This window comes from Streptomyces sp. NPDC050161 (assembly GCF_044460025.1).
Lineage (GTDB): Bacteria > Actinomycetota > Actinomycetes > Streptomycetales > Streptomycetaceae > Streptomyces.
Genome location: NZ_JBITJM010000007.1, coordinates 160482 through 174931, shown reverse-complemented (window position 1 = coordinate 174931; position 14450 = coordinate 160482). Strand labels below are relative to the sequence as shown.

The following is a 14450-nucleotide window of genomic DNA, read 5'->3' as shown; positions in this document are numbered from 1 at the left end:
ATGAGGAGGCGACGGAGATGACTACTTCGACGGGCGGCCAGGGGCCGCTGGAAGGCGCCGTCATCGCGGTGGCGGGCGCTGCGGGCCCCGCGGGACGGGCCACCCTGCTGCGGCTGGCCGAGGCGGGCGCCACCGTCGTCGGCTCCGACGCGGACGCCGCGCGGCTGGCCGAAGCGGTCGACGCGGCCCGTTACGCGCACGGCGGCGCCACGGTGATCGGCGACACCGTCGACCTCCTCGATCTTGAACAGACCCGCACCTGGGCGGACCGCACCGAGAAGGAATTCGGGCGCATCGACGGCCTGGTGCACCTGGTGGGCGGCTGGCGCGGCGCGAAGAGCTTCGCGGGCGCCGATCTCAGCGACTGGGACCTGCTGCACAACCTCCTCATCCGGACGGTCCAGCACACCTCCCTCGCCTTCCACGAGGGCCTCGAACGGAGCGGTAACGGCCGCTATCTGCTGACCAGCGCGGCCGGTGCCAGCAAGCCCACGGCGGGCAACGCCGCGTACGCGGCCTCCAAGGCGGCGGCCGAGGCGTGGACGCTGGCGCTCGCCGACGCGTTCCGCAAGTCGGGGGGCGAGGAGGGGCCGCGCGCCGCTGCTGCGATCCTGGTCGTCAAGGCGCTCGTCAACGACCAGATGCGCGCCGAGCGACCGAACGCCAAGTTCGCGGGCTTCACGGACGTCACGGAGCTGGCCGAAGCCATCGCCGGGGTCTGGAGCCGGCCCGCACGGGAAGTGAATGGAAAGCGTCTGTGGCTGACCCCCGAGCCGTGAGCAACGACAAGACCGATGCCCGGCAGCACCACGACCCCCAGGTACGGGGCTTCGCCAGCGACAACTACGCGGGCGCCCACCCGGAGGTCCTGGCGGCGCTCGCCCTGGCCAACGGCGGCCACCAGATCGCCTACGGCGAGGACGACTACACCGCGCACCTCCAGCGGATCATCCGCAGCCACTTCGGGCAGCGCGCCGAGGCGTTCCCGGTCTTCAACGGCACCGGCGCCAACGTCGTCGCGCTCCAGTCGGTCACCGACCGCTGGGGCGCGGTGATCGCCGCCCAGTCGGCACACATCAACGTCGACGAATGCGGCGCCCCCGAGCGGGTCGGCGGCCTCAAGCTGCTCACCGTGCCGACCGACGACGGCAAGCTCACCCCCGCGCTCATCGACCGCGAGGCGTACGGCTGGGACGACGAGCACCGCGCCATGCCGCAGGTCGTCTCGATCACCCAGAGCACCGAGCTCGGCACCCTCTACACACCCGACGAGATCCGGGCGATCTGCGAACACGCCCACGAGCGCGGGATGGTGGTGCATCTCGACGGCTCGCGGATAGCCAACGCCGCGGCGTCCCTGGACGTCCCGATGCGGGCGTTCACCAACGCCGTGGGGGTGGACATCCTCTCCCTCGGCGGCACGAAGAACGGCGCCGTCTTCGGCGAGGCCGTCGTCGTCCTCAACCCCGACGCGGTGCGCGCGATGAAGCATCTGCGCAAGCTGTCCATGCAGCTGGCCTCCAAGATGCGTTTCGTCTCCGTGCAGTTGGAGGCGCTGCTCGCCAAGGACCTGTGGCTGCGCAACGCCCGGCACGCCAACACCATGGCGCAGCGCCTGGCGGCCGGCGTCCGCGGGATCGACGGCGTGGAGATCCTCTACCCCGTCCAGTCCAACGCGGTCTTCGCACGGCTGCCGCACGACGTCAGCGAGCGGCTCCAGAAGCGCTACCGCTTCTACTTCTGGGACGAGGCGGCCGGCGATGTGCGCTGGATGTGCGCGTTCGACACCACGGAGGATGACGTCGACGGCTTCCTCACGGCGCTCCGCGAAGAGATCGCCCGCTGACGAGGGCTCCCTGTAGCTGAATATTCATGCGCCCGACCGAAGTCCATTGACTTCCGGCCGGGCGCATCAGCATGCAGACGGTGAATGGAGGGCGCTCGATGGCGCCGACGCGTTCCGCCTCGATCGTGAGCAGCTGGCCTGGCCGGTCCGCCAGGAGTGCAATGAAGTGGACTCGCCAGTGCTGTTTGCTGAACCGTGCCCCGTCGTGCTCCAATGCCTCAAGCGGGCCGTCGACCGGCCGCACCTCTGGCAGACGCTTCCCACCGAATTCTGAGGCACCCCACCCCATGACTCGTACCCTGCACGTCTCCGACGACGTACGTGCCCTCGCGCCGGGCTTCGCGCACCTCGTGATCGAGGCGCACGGGCTGACCAACGGGCCCAGCGACGCGGCGACTTCCGGTCTGCTGGACGAGGCGGCCGGGCGGCTCACCGCGCGGCTGGCCGGCGGCGCCGTTCAGGACGACCCGCACATCGCGGCCTGGCGCGCCGCCTACTCCGCCTTCGGCACCAAGCCCTCACGCACCCGCAACTCCGCCGAGGCGCTGGCCCGCCGGGCGCTCGCCGACGGCCAACTGCCGCGCATCAACCGCCTCGTCGACCTCTACAACGCCATCAGCGTCGCCCACCTCGTCCCGGTGGGCGGCGAGGACCTGGACCGCATCAAGGGCGGTATGCGGCTGCTGCGGGCCACCGGCGACGAGCCGTTCGCCACCGCGGCCGGCGGCGTGGAGATTGTCGAGCACCCCGAGCCCGGCGAGGTCGTCTGGTGCGACGACGAGGGTGTCACCTGCCGCCGCTGGAACTGGCGGCAGGGCGTCCGCACCCGGCTGACCGAGGAATCCGTCAGCGCCCTGTTCCTCCTGGAAGGGATGGCGCCGATGTCACACGACGAGCTGCGGGCCGCGGGCGCCGAGCTCGCCGAGAACCTGGAGAAGACCTGCCCCGGCGCCCGCGTCGAGATCGGCGAGGTCCGGCACGGCTGATCCGCCGGCTGCTACGCCGCGCCTCCGGGCGCGGCAGGGGCGGTGCCGCCCAGATGGGCCGGGATCCACCAGGTGTCATCGGGGCCCTTGGGCCGCACCGGATACGCGCGCTGGGCGGCCTCCAGCAGGTCCTGCACCCGCGCCCGCAGCCGGTCGGTGATCTTCTCCGCCTGCTCGGCCGGATCGGCCTCCAGCGGCTCGCCGACCCGGATCGTGATGGGGTAGTGGTGACGGCCGAGATCGCGCTTGTGGCCCTTCGTCCACAGCCGCTGGGTGCCCCACAGCGCCATCGGCAGCAGCGGCACCCCGGCCTCCTGCGCCAGCCGCGCCGCCCCCGACTTGAAGTTCTTGAGCGTGAAGGACTCGGAGATCGTCGCCTCCGGGAAGACACCGATCACCTCGCCCGAGCGCAGCGCCGTCAGGGCGTGCCGGTACGCGTGCACACCCTGCGAGCGGTCCACCGGGATGTGCTTCATGGCGCGCATCAACGGCCCCGACACCTTGTGCCGGAACACCGACTCCTTGGCCATGAACCGCACCAGGCGCTTGGCCGGCCGCGCCGCGAGACCGGCGAAGACGAAGTCCAGATAGCCGATGTGATTGCTCACCAGCACCGCACCGCCGCGCCGCGGAATATTGTCCGCGCCGGCGATGTCGAACTTCAGGTCGAGCGACTTGAAGATGGTGCGAGCGGCACCGATCACCGGCGGATAGACGAGCTCTGCCATGTCGGAGGACCCCATTTCTGTGCCCGGGGAGGGTTCTCCCGGCGGAAACCTACGCAGCCGTAAGTGTGCGGCTGTCGGGTGATCGTGCCCGATCAGGGCCCCGGCGGCTACCGCGAGGCCCGCCAAGGCCGGGAGATTCTCGTCACGTGAGGGTCTGCTCAGCGCGCGCCTTCCCCGTTCAGAAGGTACACGGCCCTCCGGAACGCGACGGCTCCGGGAATCTTTACGCGCCGCCGCGCGCTGCATCCCAGGACGACTGGACACGGGGGCCGCAGGACCGAGGCGCGCCCCCACCGCCGCGACGGAAGGCAGATCGGTGCGCGCACGCGAGGACGGACAGCGGCTCGGCGCCGCGGACATCGGCACGGAACCAGGGGAGCGGGCCACCCTCGTACAGTTCTCCAGCGCCTTCTGCCAGCCCTGCCGCGCCACCCGCCGCACCCTCACCGAGGTCGCCGCGATGGTCGAGGGGGTCACCCACGTCGAGATCGACGCCGAGGCCCACCTCGGCCTCGTGCGCACCCTGGGCATCGAGCGCACGCCGACCGTCCTGGTGCTGGACGCGGCGGGCCGGATCGTGCGCCGCGCGGCGGGTCTGCCGCGCAAGGCGGACGTCATCGCCGCACTCGGCGAGGCGGTCCGTGATTGATCTCCCAGATACCGGGCGCCACTTGACGCTACGCCCGGTGAATCGTCACTCTGACGTTATGCGCCCAGGAACCCTTTTGTACGGACGCGTGCACGTAGACCTTCTGCGGACCGCCAGCGCGCGCTGTCCGCGCGTGTGAGCGGCGACGACACCTCCGCAGCCGGCGGCGCAACGCCCGCCGGCCGCGCTGCCACGGCTCGTACCCCCCTGCAGAAGGACAATTCCATGACGGCATCGCCCGACCTCGGCACGCCCCGCACCGCCACCCCCGACCTCCTGCGCGCCGTCTTCCGGCAGCACGCCGCGGGGGTCGCGGTGATCACCGCACAGGGCGCACGCCCCGTCGGCTTCACCGCCACCTCCCTCACCTCGGTGGCCGCCGACCCGCCGCTGCTCTCGTTCGGCGTCGGCACCGCCGCCTCCAGCTGGCCGACGCTCGCCGACGCCGAGCACATCGGCGTGCACATACTCGGCGAGCACCAGCAGGAGCTGGCCGCCACCTTCGCCCGCAGCGGCGCCGACCGCTTCGGCCCCGCCACCTCCTGGCGCGAAGGGCCCGAGGGCGTGCCTCTCCTGGACGGTGTCCTGGCCTGGCTGGTGTGCAAGGTCATCGCCAGGGTGCCGGCCGGCGACCACCGCATCGTGCTCGCCCAGCCGCTCGTCGGCGACCCGGCGGGGCCCGGCCGTCCGCTCCTGTACCACCAGGGACGCTTCAACGCGCTGCGCGACTGACGGGTTCCCGTAACGCTTCGTCATTGCCGGGTCGGGGCCGTTGGGTAGGTCACAGTTCGACGGCCTTGATTCCGGGGACGAGACTGGTTGTACTGGTGAGTAATATCGGTGTTGGCGCGGGGATCCCGAACCGACCCGGAGCCGCCCCAACAGGCGCCTATGCTGCCAGCACAAGGCAGTTCTGAAGAGACGAAGCAGGTAGGAGAGCCGGCGTGAGCTTGAGGATCGTTGTCTGTGTGAAGTACGTGCCCGACGCCACCGGCGACCGGCACTTCGCCGAGGACCTGACCGTCGACCGCGACGACGTGGACGGCCTTCTCTCGGAACTCGACGAGTACGCCGTCGAGCAGGCCCTGCAGATCAAGGAAGCGAACGACGACGCCGAGGTCACGGTCCTGACCGTCGGCCCCGATGACGCCAACGACGCGCTGCGCAAGGCGCTGTCGATGGGCGCCGACAAGGGCGTGCACGTCGAGGACGACGACCTGCACGGCACCGACGCCCTCGGCACCTCGCTCGTACTCGCCAAGGCCATCGAGAAGACCGGCTACGACCTGGTCGTCTGCGGCATGGCCTCCACCGACGGCACGATGGGCGTGCTGCCCGCGCTGCTCGCCGAGCGGCTGAACGTACCCCAGGTCACCCAGCTCTCCGAGGTCGCCGTCGCCGACGGCAAGGTCACCGGCCGCCGCGACGGCGACACCGCCAGCGAGCAGCTGGAGGCCGCGCTGCCGGCCGTCGTGTCCGTCACCGACCAGTCGGGCGAGGCGCGTTACCCCTCCTTCAAGGGCATCATGGCCGCCAAGAAGAAGCCGGTGGAGTCGCTGGACCTGGACGACCTCGACATCGAGGCGGACGAGGTCGGCCTGGAAGGCGCCTGGACCAAGGTCGACGACGCGACCGAGCGTCCGGCCCGCACCGCAGGCACGGTCGTCAAGGACGAGGGCGAGGGCGGCAAGCAGCTCGCCGAGTTCCTCGCGGGCCAGAAGTTCATCTAGGGCTCTCAGGCCGGGAGTTCACGCCGAGCGCCCCGGCCGGCCGTTCCTCAACCGCCTTCTTTTCTTCCCGCAGGAGAGTCATCTCATGGCTGAAGTCCTTGTCTACGTCGACCACGTGGACGGCGCCGTCCGCAAGCCCACCCTCGAACTGCTCGCCCTCGCCCGCCGGATCGGCGAGCCGGTGGCCGTCCACCTCGGCGCCGGTGCCGACGCCGCCGCGCCGGTGCTCGCCGAGCACGGCGCCGTGAAGGTCCTGGCAGCCGACGCCCCCGAGTTCACCGAGTACCTCGTCGCCCCCAAGGTCGACGCGCTCCAGGCCGCACACGAGGCCGTGTCGCCCGCCGCCGTGCTGCTGCCCTCCTCGGCCGAGGGCAAGGAGATCGCGGCCCGCCTCGCGGTCCGCATCGGCTCCGGCATCATCACCGACGCCGTGGACCTGGAGGCCGGCGACGAGGGCCCGGTGGCGACGCAGTCCGTCTTCGCCGCGTCCTTCACCACCAAGTCGCGCATCACCACCGGCACCCCGGTCATCACCGTCAAGCCCAACTCCGCCGCCCCGGAGGCCGCTCCGGCCGCCGGTACGGTCGAGCAGCTCGCGGTCACCGTCGCCGAATCCTCCAAGGGCACCAAGATCGTCTCGCGCACCCCGCGCGAGTCGACGGGCCGCCCGGACCTGACCGAGGCCGCGATCGTGGTCTCCGGTGGCCGCGGCGTCAACGGCGCCGAGAACTTCCCGGTCATCGAGGCCCTCGCCGACTCGCTCGGCGCGGCCGTCGGCGCCTCGCGCGCCGCGGTGGACGCCGGCTGGTACCCGCACACCAACCAGGTCGGCCAGACCGGCAAGTCGGTCTCGCCGCAGCTGTACATCGCGGCGGGCATCTCCGGCGCGATCCAGCACCGCGCCGGTATGCAGACCTCGAAGACCATCGTCGCCATCAACAAGGACGCCGAGGCACCGATCTTCGACCTGGTCGACTACGGCGTCGTCGGCGACCTCTTCGACGTCGTCCCCGCGCTCACCGACGAGGTCAAGACCCGCAAGGGCTGACCCGCTCCGGCTCCCCGGAGCCACCGGTCCGCACGGCCGAGGCCCCGCACGCAACCGGCGTGCGGGGCCTCGGCGTTGAGGTGCGGGCGCACACGGGCGGCCGGAAGGGCCGACGCCGAGGGGCGGGCGGTCACGACGCCTACCCCGCTTCCGCCAGCCCGTCGAGCGCCTCGGGCAGATCGCCGGTGTGCAGCACCCCGAGCCGCTGGGTGGCGCGGGTCAGCGCGACGTACAGATCGCTCACCCCGTACTCGGCCGGTTCCACGACCAGCACCGTGTCGAACTCCAGCCCCTTCGCCTGCCGCGCGTCGAGCAGCACCACGTCCCGGGTGAGGTCGGGCGCGGGCCCGTGACCCGCGTCCGGCAGCTCCGCGAGGAGCGACGCGTGCAGCCCCGCCGGAGCGACGACCGCGACCCGGCCCCCGTCCCGCGCCGCCGCGGCCTCCCGCGCCACGGCGGCGGCGAGACCGCCCGCGGCGACCCGCAGCGCCCAGGGCCGCACCCCCGTCGACCGCACCGAACCCGGCGGCACGAACGACGGGTCGTGCGCCCGCAGGAACCCGGCCGCCACCTCCATGATCTCGGCGGGCGTACGGTAGTTGACCCCCAGCCGCACGTGCTCCCAGCGGTCGCCCACGTACGGCTCCAGGATGCGCTCCCAGGAGCCGAGGCCCGCTGTTTCCGCGGTCTGCGCCGGATCCCCGACGAGCGTCATGGAACGCGTCGGAACGCGCCGCATCAGCAGCCGCCAGGCCATCGCCGACAACTCCTGCGCCTCGTCGACGACGATGTGGCCGAACGCCCAGGTCCGGTCGGCCGCCGCCCGCTCGGCCGCGCTGCGGCGGTCGGCCTCCTCGTGCCGCTCGGCCATCCGCTCGGCGTCGATGACGTCGTGCGCCGCGAGGACCTCGGACTCCTCGTCCTCGAACTCGTACGTCTCCGATCCTGCGGACAGCTCCAACACGCCCTGTGCGTAGGCGATCCGCTCCTGGCGCTCGGCCTCGGCCGCGGCGCGGGCCGCACTGTCGTCCTCGCCCAGCAACTCGGCGGCCTCGTCGAGAAGCGGCACGTCGGCCGGGGTCCACGGCCCGCCCTGCCGCCGGATCAGCCCGGCCGACCCGTCGTCGAGATGCACCGGATCCGCGAGGAAGTCCGCGACGAACTCCTGCGGGGTGAGCTGCGGCCACAGCTCGTCGACGGCCGCGTGGACCTCCCGGCTCGTCGCGATCTCCTTGCCCAGCTGGGCGATGTCGTCGGGCCCCAGCAGATTGGGCCCGCCGAACGGGTCGGCGCCGATCCGCTCGGCCAGTTGCGCGGTGAGCGCGTCGATGAGGTGGAACGTGAAGACGGGCCTGGCCAGGTTGTGGGGCAGCTTGCTCTCGCGGGCCCGCGCGCGGGCGTCCTCGGCCATCGCCCGGTCCAGGTGGAGCGTCCCGTATCCGTCGTGGTCGATCTCCGTCGCCCGCTCGGGCACGGTCTGCCGGTCCCGCAGCGCCTTCGCCAGCACGTCCGCCATCGCGGCGCGCCCCTTGACCTCGGCGGCGGCCGGACCGTCGGTGCCGGTGGCGCGCACACCGGGGAAGAGTTCGCCGACGGTGGCCAGCAGCACCCCGGTCTCGCCCAGGGACGGCAGTACGTCACCGATGTAGCCCAGGAAGGCCGGATTCGGGCCGACGATCAGCACGGCGCGCCGGGCCAGCAACTCCCGCTGCTCGTACAGCAGATACGCCGCCCGGTGCAGTGCGACGACGGTCTTCCCGGTGCCGGGGCCGCCCTCGACGACCATGACGCCCTGGTGGGGCGCCCGGATGATGCGGTCCTGCTCGGCCTGGATGGTGCGGACGATGTCGTGCATCCGGCCCGTGCGGGCCGCGTCCAGCGTGGCCAGCAGGACCTCGTCGGCGTCCGCGCCCTCGTGGCCGGTGCGGGTCGGGTCACCGAGGTCCATCAGCTCGTCGTGGAGCGCGGTGACGGTGCGCCCCTCGGTGGTGATGTGCCGCCGTCGCCGCAGACCCATCGGAGAATGACCGGTGGCCAGATAGAAGGGACGCGCCATGTCCGCCCGCCAGTCGAGCACCAGAGGCGTACGGGACGGATCGTCCTGCCGAATTCCGATGCGCCCGATGTGGTGGGTCCTGCCGTCCCGGAAGTCGAGGCGTCCGAAACAGAGCCCGTTTTCCCCCGCGTGGATCGCATGGAGCAGCCCGGACTGCTCCGCCACCAGCACATCCCGCTCAATCCTGGCCTGAAAACCGCTCCCGACCTGCACGAGCGCGCCACGCACCGACTCCTCGGCCTGCTCCCTGAGCTGATCGAGCCTGGCGTAGAGGCCGGTGATGAATTGCTGTTCCTGCCGTATTTCCTCGGTTGACAATTCCACTCCTGACGCGATATGCTTCTCGCATAAGACTTCTTTTCATGCTTTAATCGCAAAGGCATGAAGGATTGAATATACGCAGGAACAAGCCCCGGATGCCAATTCATCCGGGGCTTGTCTTTTTGCGGAATCACTGCTCCCGAGCGGGGGCGGCGGGACGGCGGCGCGGCACTCCGGCGAACGACCTGCTCGACGGGCCCCGGGCTAGGCCCTGTCGTCAAATTCCCGTCTGCCTCGCGACGCCTGGCACGCACGCTCGCCGCGTTGTCGGGCTCTTCCCGGTACGCCCAGTACCGGGAAGACCCTCCGCCTTGCGAGCGCACGCACCAGACGCCGCGGGGCCTGCCCTCCGGGCAGACGACGGGAGTTTGACGACAGGACCTAGTAACCGGCCGCGCCGTCGATCCGCTCGCGCAGCAGATCCGCATGGCCGTTGTGCCGGGCGTACTCCTCGATCATGTGGGCGTAGATCCAGCGCAGGTTGAGGTCATGGCCGCGCGTCGTCGAGAACGCCTCGTCCAGGCCGCGGTCCGCCACCGCCGCGTCGCAGGCGGCGATCTCCTCACGGAAGACCGCGAAGACGGACTCGGCCTCCGCCGGGTCGACATCGTCGAAATCGGAGTCCAGATTCTCCTCGGTGATGTAGTGCGAGTGCAGCCGCTCGCGGGCGAAGCGCTGCCGGAACCACGCGCGCTCGACGTCCGTCAGGTGGCGCACCAGACCGAGCAGGGTGAGCGTGGACGGTTCCGCGCTGCGCCGGGCGAGCTGTTCGGCGGTGAGTCCGGCGCAGTTGGCCAGCAGGGTGTCGCGGTGCCAGTCGAGCCAGCCCTGCAGCATCTCCCGTTCGCCCGCCGCCTGCGGCTGGGGGCGGCGCTCTATGTGTGGTGCGGTCCAAGTCATACGGGGAGTCTGGCGGCGCGGGCCGCGCCGCGCCACGGACTTTTGGGGGCCGTGACCTGCGGGTGTCCGTCGCGGGGGTGTTGACCTGGGTACCCGGCCCAGTTAGCTTCGCTATACGGATTGTTGATTCCGTGAAGCGGAAACGCCCGAGGGTCGGGCGGAAGCACCGGGAGGGTGTCGAATGGGGCAGCAGGAGACCGTGGCGACGAGCCTTGCGCACACCGTACGTGAGGGAATCGGAGCCTCCCTCGCCGAGGTCGACGCGGACCTGGCACGGCGCTACCCGGGCGACCCCGGCACCCGTCAGCCCGTCCACACGGTCTACGTACCCGGCGACGCCTTCACCGCCGACACCGTCCGCTCCTGGGGTGACCAGGCCATCGCCGCCCTCGACGAACACGCCCCCGACGCCGACGCGTTCGCCGGCGTCCTCGGCATCCCCGAACACCTCGCGGAACAGGTCCACGACCGCGTACGCGCCAAACTGCGACGCGAGCCCGTTGAAGACCTGCGCATCGACTTCGAGGACGGCTACGGCCCCCGCCCGGACGCCGAAGAGGACGAGACCGCCGCCCGCGCCGCCGCCCTCGTCGCCGCCGCCCATCGCGACGGCACCGCCGCCCCGTACACCGGCATCCGCATGAAGTGCATGGAAGCCGCCGTACGCGACCGCGGCATCCGCACCCTCGACATCTTCCTCACCGGCCTCATGGACGCCGGCGGCCTCCCCGAAGGACTCGTCCTCACCCTCCCGAAGGTGACCTACGCCGAGCAGGTCACCGCCATGGTCCGACTCCTGGAGGCGTTCGAGAAGGCCCGCGGCCTGGACAGCGGCCGGATCGGCTTCGAGATCCAGATCGAGACCACCCAGTCCATCCTCGGCGCCGACGGCCGGGCCACCGTCGCCCGCATGATCGAAGCCGCCGAGGGCCGCGCCACCTCCCTCCACTACGGCACCTTCGACTACAGCGCCTCCTGCGGCGTCAGCGCCGCACACCAGTCCCTCGACCACCCGGTGGCCGACCACGCCAAGGCCGTCATGCAGGTCGCCGCCGCGGGCACCGGCGTCCGCCTCTCCGACGGATCCACCAACGTCCTGCCCGTCGGCGCCACCACCCAGGTCCACGATGCCTGGCGGCTGCACCACGGCCTCGTCCGGCGGTCACTGGCCCGCGCCTACTACCAGGGCTGGGACATGCACCCGGCGCACCTGCCCACCCGCTACGCCGCCGTCTACGCCTTCTACCGCGAGGGCCTGGAACAGGCCGCGGCCCGGCTCACGGCATACGTCGCCAAGGCCGGCGGCGCCATCGCCGACGAACCCGCCACCGCCAAGGCACTCAGCGGCTACCTGCTGCGCGGCCTGGACTGCGGCGCCGTCGACACCGCCGAAGTCGCCCGGCTCACCGGCATGACCCGCACCGACCTCGACGCACTGGCCGGCAGGGCGACAGCGGTGCGGGGGTGAGCGACGGGCCGAAGAGCTGAAGGCGGCTTGGGGCGGGGGTGGTTGGAGGGGCGGGAGGCGTTGGAGGGGGCCTGGGCAGGCTCCCCCGCCCGTGCCCTCCCCCCCGTGCGTGCGGCGGTGGACATGCCGTAGTACTCCTGGGGACACAGAGACACGCTTGCTCTCGTTTGGAGTCGTCGATGGCCGTTCGCCGTGTCGTGCCCAATATCCAGTCGGATGCCGCGCAGGAGAGCCGGGAGTTCTATGGCCTGTTGGGCTTCGATGAGGTCATGAACCACGGCTGGATCATGACGCTCGCCTCCCCGTCCAGCCCATCAGCGCAGATCAGCGTCATGACCGAGGACAAGACCGCGCCCGTCACCCCCGATATGAGCGTCGAGGTGGACGACGTGGATGCGGCATATGCGGTCATGCGGGAGAGCGGTGCGGAGATCATTCACCCCTTGCAGGACGAGGAGTGGGGCGTGCGGCGGTTCTTCGTCCGCGATCCCGGCGGACGGGTGGTCAACGTGCTGGGCCACCGCTGACGGTCCTCCCGCACCCCCTCGCCTCACCGCACCCCCACCTCACCCCCGGATCTCCCCCGACCCGCGGGCGATCAGGCGGGTGGGTATCTCCACCCGCCGCGGGGCCTCGTCGGTGCCATCCAGGCGGCGGAACAGCAGGCCGGCGGCGGTGCGGCCGATGCGGGCCGGGTCCTGGGCGACGACGGTGATGGCGGGGCGTACGAGGTCGGCCAGCTCGAAGTCGTCGAAGCCCACCAGCGCGACGGGGCGCGGGTGTTCGCCGAGTACCCGGACCACGGTGACGGTGACGCGGTTGTTGCCCGCGAAGAGCGCGGTGACCGGCTCCGCCGCCTCCAGCATCGCAGTCGCCGCCGCGCGGACCCGGCCGGGTCCGGTGGCGCCGAGGGAGACCCAGGAGTCGTCCACCGGGAGCCCGGCGGCGGCCATCGCGGTGCGGTAGCCGCGCAGCCGCTCCCGCGCGGTGTGGATCCGCGGCCGGTCGCCGATGAAGCCGATCCTGCGGTGGCCGTTGGCGATGAGGTGGGCCACCGCGTCCTGGGCGCCGCCGAAGTTGTCGGAGAGCACGACGTCGGCGTCGATGCGGCCGGGCGGGCGGTCGACGAAGACGGTGGCGACCCCGGCGGCGATCTCCGGCTCCAGGTAGCGGTGGTCGTCACCGGCCGGGATGACGACCAGGCCGTCCACCCGCCGGGCGCACAGCGCGAGCGCCAACTCCTGTTCGCGGGCCGGGTCTTCGGCGCTCGACCCGTTGATGAGCAGCGCGCCGTGGCTGCGTGCGACCTCCTCGACCGCGCGGCTCAGCGGCCCGTAGAAGGGGTCGGCGAGGTCTTCGAGCACGAGGCCGATGCTGGCGGTGCGGCCCTTGCGCAGGGTCCTGGCGGAGTCGTTGCGGCGGAAGCCGAGCGCCGTGATGGCCTCCTGGACGCGGCGTTCGGTGTCGGGGGTGACACCGGGTTCGCCGTTGACCACCCGCGAGACGGTCTTCAGGCCGACCCCGGCGCGTGCCGCGACATCCTTCATCGTGGGCCGGGTGCCGTAGCGGCGGGAGTTGCCCCGGGCGGTGTCGGTCACGGTGCGAGGTCCTGTTTCTGTCGGCTGCGGCGGTGGCGTCGAGCATAGCCTCTAGACAACGTTGTCAACTGCGGGAAGACTGACGTTCCCAGACCGGGCCTGTCCCATGGCTCCCCGCCCTCACCAGGAGATTTCGACACCGATGCACACGGACCTCAGCGCAGCGCTCGACATCGGCGGTACGAAGATCGCCGGCGCTCTGGTGGACGGACACGGCCGGCTGCTCGTGCGGACGTCCAGGCCCACTCCCGCGGACCAGGACGGCGCCGTGGTGATGCGTGCGGTGGCCGAGGTGATCGGGGAACTGACGGCGGACCCCGCCTGGCAGCGGGTGGCCGCGGTCGGCATCGGCAGCGCGGGCCCGGTGGACGCGTCGGCGGGGACGGTCAGCCCGGTCAACATCCCCGGCTGGCGGGACTTTCCGCTCGTCGCCGGGGTGCGGGCGCTGGTCGGCGACCGTCCCGTCGTGCTGGTCGGCGACGGTGTGGCGATGACGGCGGCCGAGCACTGGCAGGGCGCGGCGCGCGGGCGGGCCAACGCGCTGTGCATGGTGGTGTCCACCGGCGTCGGCGGCGGTCTCGTCCTCAACGGGCGCTTGCACACGGGCCCCACGGGCAACGCGGGGCACATCGGGCACATCAGTGTCGACCTCGACGGCGAATCCTGCCCGTGCGGTGCGCGCGGCTGCGTGGAACGCATCGCCAGCGGCCCGAACATCGCCCGCCGCGCGCTGGCCAACGGCTGGCGCCCGGGTGCCGACGGGGATGCCAGCGCCGCGGCCGTGGCGGTCGCCGCGCAGGCCGGAGACCCGGTGGCGCTCGGCTCGTTCGAGCGGGCCGCGCAGGCGCTGGCGGCCGGCATCGCGGCCACGGCGACGCTCGTCGAGATCGATATCGCGGTCATAGGCGGCGGCGTGGCAGGCGCAGGAGACGTCCTGTTCACCCCGCTGCGCCGGGCACTCCGCTCCTACGCCACGCTCTCCTTCGTGGCGGACCTCACGGTCGTGCCCGCGCAGACGGGGACGGACGCCGGTCTGGTCGGCGCCGCGGCAGCCGCGCAACAGTCACGTCTCGATGCGGTCGTTCCGCTGCCCTGAGTCACCACGTGCGGCCTGTGCGCA

14 protein-coding genes are annotated in these 14450 nt (G+C 71.8%); 10 read left to right on the top strand and 4 right to left on the bottom strand.

Features of this window, described 5'->3' with window-relative positions; all coding sequences use genetic code 11:
- Nucleotides 1-17: 17 nt before the first annotated feature.
- The 3 genes from ACIBK8_RS15100 to ACIBK8_RS15090 all read left to right on the top strand — a co-directional run bounded on the left by ACIBK8_RS15100 (nt 18) and on the right by ACIBK8_RS15090 (nt 2832).
- Nucleotides 18-779, top strand: coding sequence for an SDR family NAD(P)-dependent oxidoreductase (locus ACIBK8_RS15100; RefSeq protein ID WP_399042229.1), 762 nt, complete (start codon nt 18-20; stop codon nt 777-779).
- On the top strand, nt 776-1846 hold the full coding sequence (locus ACIBK8_RS15095) for a threonine aldolase family protein (RefSeq protein WP_399042385.1): 1071 nt from the start codon (nt 776-778) through the stop codon (nt 1844-1846). The genes ACIBK8_RS15100 and ACIBK8_RS15095 overlap by 4 nt, the downstream gene beginning before the upstream one ends.
- 287 nt (nt 1847-2133) lie before the next feature.
- Nucleotides 2134-2832: a B3/4 domain-containing protein gene (locus tag ACIBK8_RS15090; RefSeq protein ID WP_399042228.1), complete on the top strand. Its 699-nt coding sequence runs from the start codon at nt 2134-2136 to the stop codon at nt 2830-2832.
- Between the two features lie 11 nt (nt 2833-2843).
- On the opposite strand, the gene ACIBK8_RS15085 is transcribed toward ACIBK8_RS15090, so the two are convergent.
- Nucleotides 2844-3560 carry a lysophospholipid acyltransferase family protein gene (locus ACIBK8_RS15085; RefSeq protein WP_399042227.1) on the bottom strand — a complete coding sequence of 239 codons (717 nt, stop codon included), beginning with the start codon at nt 3558-3560 and terminating at the stop codon, nt 2844-2846.
- Nucleotides 3561-3876: 316 nt separating this feature from the next.
- On the opposite strand from ACIBK8_RS15085, the gene ACIBK8_RS15080 reads away from it, so the two are divergent.
- From ACIBK8_RS15080 to ACIBK8_RS15065, 4 genes are all read left to right on the top strand, one after another.
- Nucleotides 3877-4209, top strand: a complete 333-nt coding sequence (locus ACIBK8_RS15080) for a thioredoxin family protein (protein ID WP_393687974.1) — start codon at nt 3877-3879, stop codon at nt 4207-4209.
- A gap of 225 nt (nt 4210-4434) precedes the next feature.
- Nucleotides 4435-4941, top strand: a complete 507-nt coding sequence (locus ACIBK8_RS15075; RefSeq protein ID WP_399042226.1) for a flavin reductase family protein — start codon at nt 4435-4437, stop codon at nt 4939-4941.
- Nucleotides 4942-5153: 212 nt separating this feature from the next.
- Nucleotides 5154-5939, top strand: a complete 786-nt coding sequence (locus ACIBK8_RS15070; protein ID WP_399042224.1) for an electron transfer flavoprotein subunit beta/FixA family protein — start codon at nt 5154-5156, stop codon at nt 5937-5939.
- A gap of 85 nt (nt 5940-6024) precedes the next feature.
- Nucleotides 6025-6987 (top strand): electron transfer flavoprotein subunit alpha/FixB family protein, encoded by a 963-nt coding sequence (locus ACIBK8_RS15065; RefSeq protein ID WP_393687980.1) that lies wholly within the window; start codon nt 6025-6027, stop codon nt 6985-6987.
- Nucleotides 6988-7126: 139 nt separating this feature from the next.
- On the opposite strand, the gene ACIBK8_RS15060 is transcribed toward ACIBK8_RS15065, so the two are convergent.
- Nucleotides 7127-9361, bottom strand: coding sequence for a HelD family protein (locus tag ACIBK8_RS15060; RefSeq protein ID WP_399042222.1), 2235 nt, complete (start codon nt 9359-9361; stop codon nt 7127-7129).
- 384 nt (nt 9362-9745) lie between these two features.
- The gene (locus ACIBK8_RS15055) at nt 9746-10264 is read right to left on the bottom strand and encodes a DinB family protein (protein ID WP_399042221.1); all 519 of its coding nucleotides are present in this window, start codon (nt 10262-10264) and stop codon (nt 9746-9748) included.
- 181 nt (nt 10265-10445) lie between these two features.
- On the opposite strand from ACIBK8_RS15055, the gene ACIBK8_RS15050 reads away from it, so the two are divergent.
- Nucleotides 10446-11732, top strand: coding sequence for a DUF6986 family protein (locus ACIBK8_RS15050; RefSeq protein WP_399042220.1), 1287 nt, complete (start codon nt 10446-10448; stop codon nt 11730-11732).
- A 179-nt stretch (nt 11733-11911) separates the two neighbouring features.
- Nucleotides 11912-12259, top strand: coding sequence for a VOC family protein (locus tag ACIBK8_RS15045; RefSeq protein ID WP_399042218.1), 348 nt, complete (start codon nt 11912-11914; stop codon nt 12257-12259).
- A gap of 39 nt (nt 12260-12298) precedes the next feature.
- On the opposite strand, the gene ACIBK8_RS15040 is transcribed toward ACIBK8_RS15045, so the two are convergent.
- Complete coding sequence (locus tag ACIBK8_RS15040; RefSeq protein ID WP_399042217.1) at nt 12299-13330, bottom strand: LacI family DNA-binding transcriptional regulator; 1032 nt, start codon at nt 13328-13330, stop codon at nt 12299-12301.
- A 142-nt stretch (nt 13331-13472) separates the two neighbouring features.
- Between ACIBK8_RS15040 and ACIBK8_RS15035 the strand changes: the two genes are divergently transcribed.
- On the top strand, nt 13473-14426 hold the full coding sequence (locus ACIBK8_RS15035) for an ROK family protein (RefSeq protein WP_399042216.1): 954 nt from the start codon (nt 13473-13475) through the stop codon (nt 14424-14426).
- Nucleotides 14427-14450: the final 24 nt, after the last annotated feature.

Bases quoted from the DNA above. Each gene is read 5' to 3' on its own strand.
- ACIBK8_RS15100 (WP_399042229.1), top strand. From the start codon at position 18: ATGACTACTTCGACGGGCGGCCAGGGGCCGCTGGAAGGCGCCGTCATC.
- ACIBK8_RS15090 (WP_399042228.1), top strand. From the start codon at position 2,134: ATGACTCGTACCCTGCACGTCTCCGACGACGTACGTGCCCTCGCGCCG.
- ACIBK8_RS15085 (WP_399042227.1), bottom strand. From the start codon at position 3,560: ATGGCAGAGCTCGTCTATCCGCCGGTGATCGGTGCCGCTCGCACCATC.
- ACIBK8_RS15075 (WP_399042226.1), top strand. From the start codon at position 4,435: ATGACGGCATCGCCCGACCTCGGCACGCCCCGCACCGCCACCCCCGAC.
- ACIBK8_RS15065 (WP_393687980.1), top strand. From the start codon at position 6,025: ATGGCTGAAGTCCTTGTCTACGTCGACCACGTGGACGGCGCCGTCCGC.
- ACIBK8_RS15055 (WP_399042221.1), bottom strand. From the start codon at position 10,264: ATGACTTGGACCGCACCACACATAGAGCGCCGCCCCCAGCCGCAGGCG.
- ACIBK8_RS15050 (WP_399042220.1), top strand. From the start codon at position 10,446: ATGGGGCAGCAGGAGACCGTGGCGACGAGCCTTGCGCACACCGTACGT.
- ACIBK8_RS15045 (WP_399042218.1), top strand. From the start codon at position 11,912: ATGGCCGTTCGCCGTGTCGTGCCCAATATCCAGTCGGATGCCGCGCAG.
- ACIBK8_RS15035 (WP_399042216.1), top strand. From the start codon at position 13,473: ATGCACACGGACCTCAGCGCAGCGCTCGACATCGGCGGTACGAAGATC.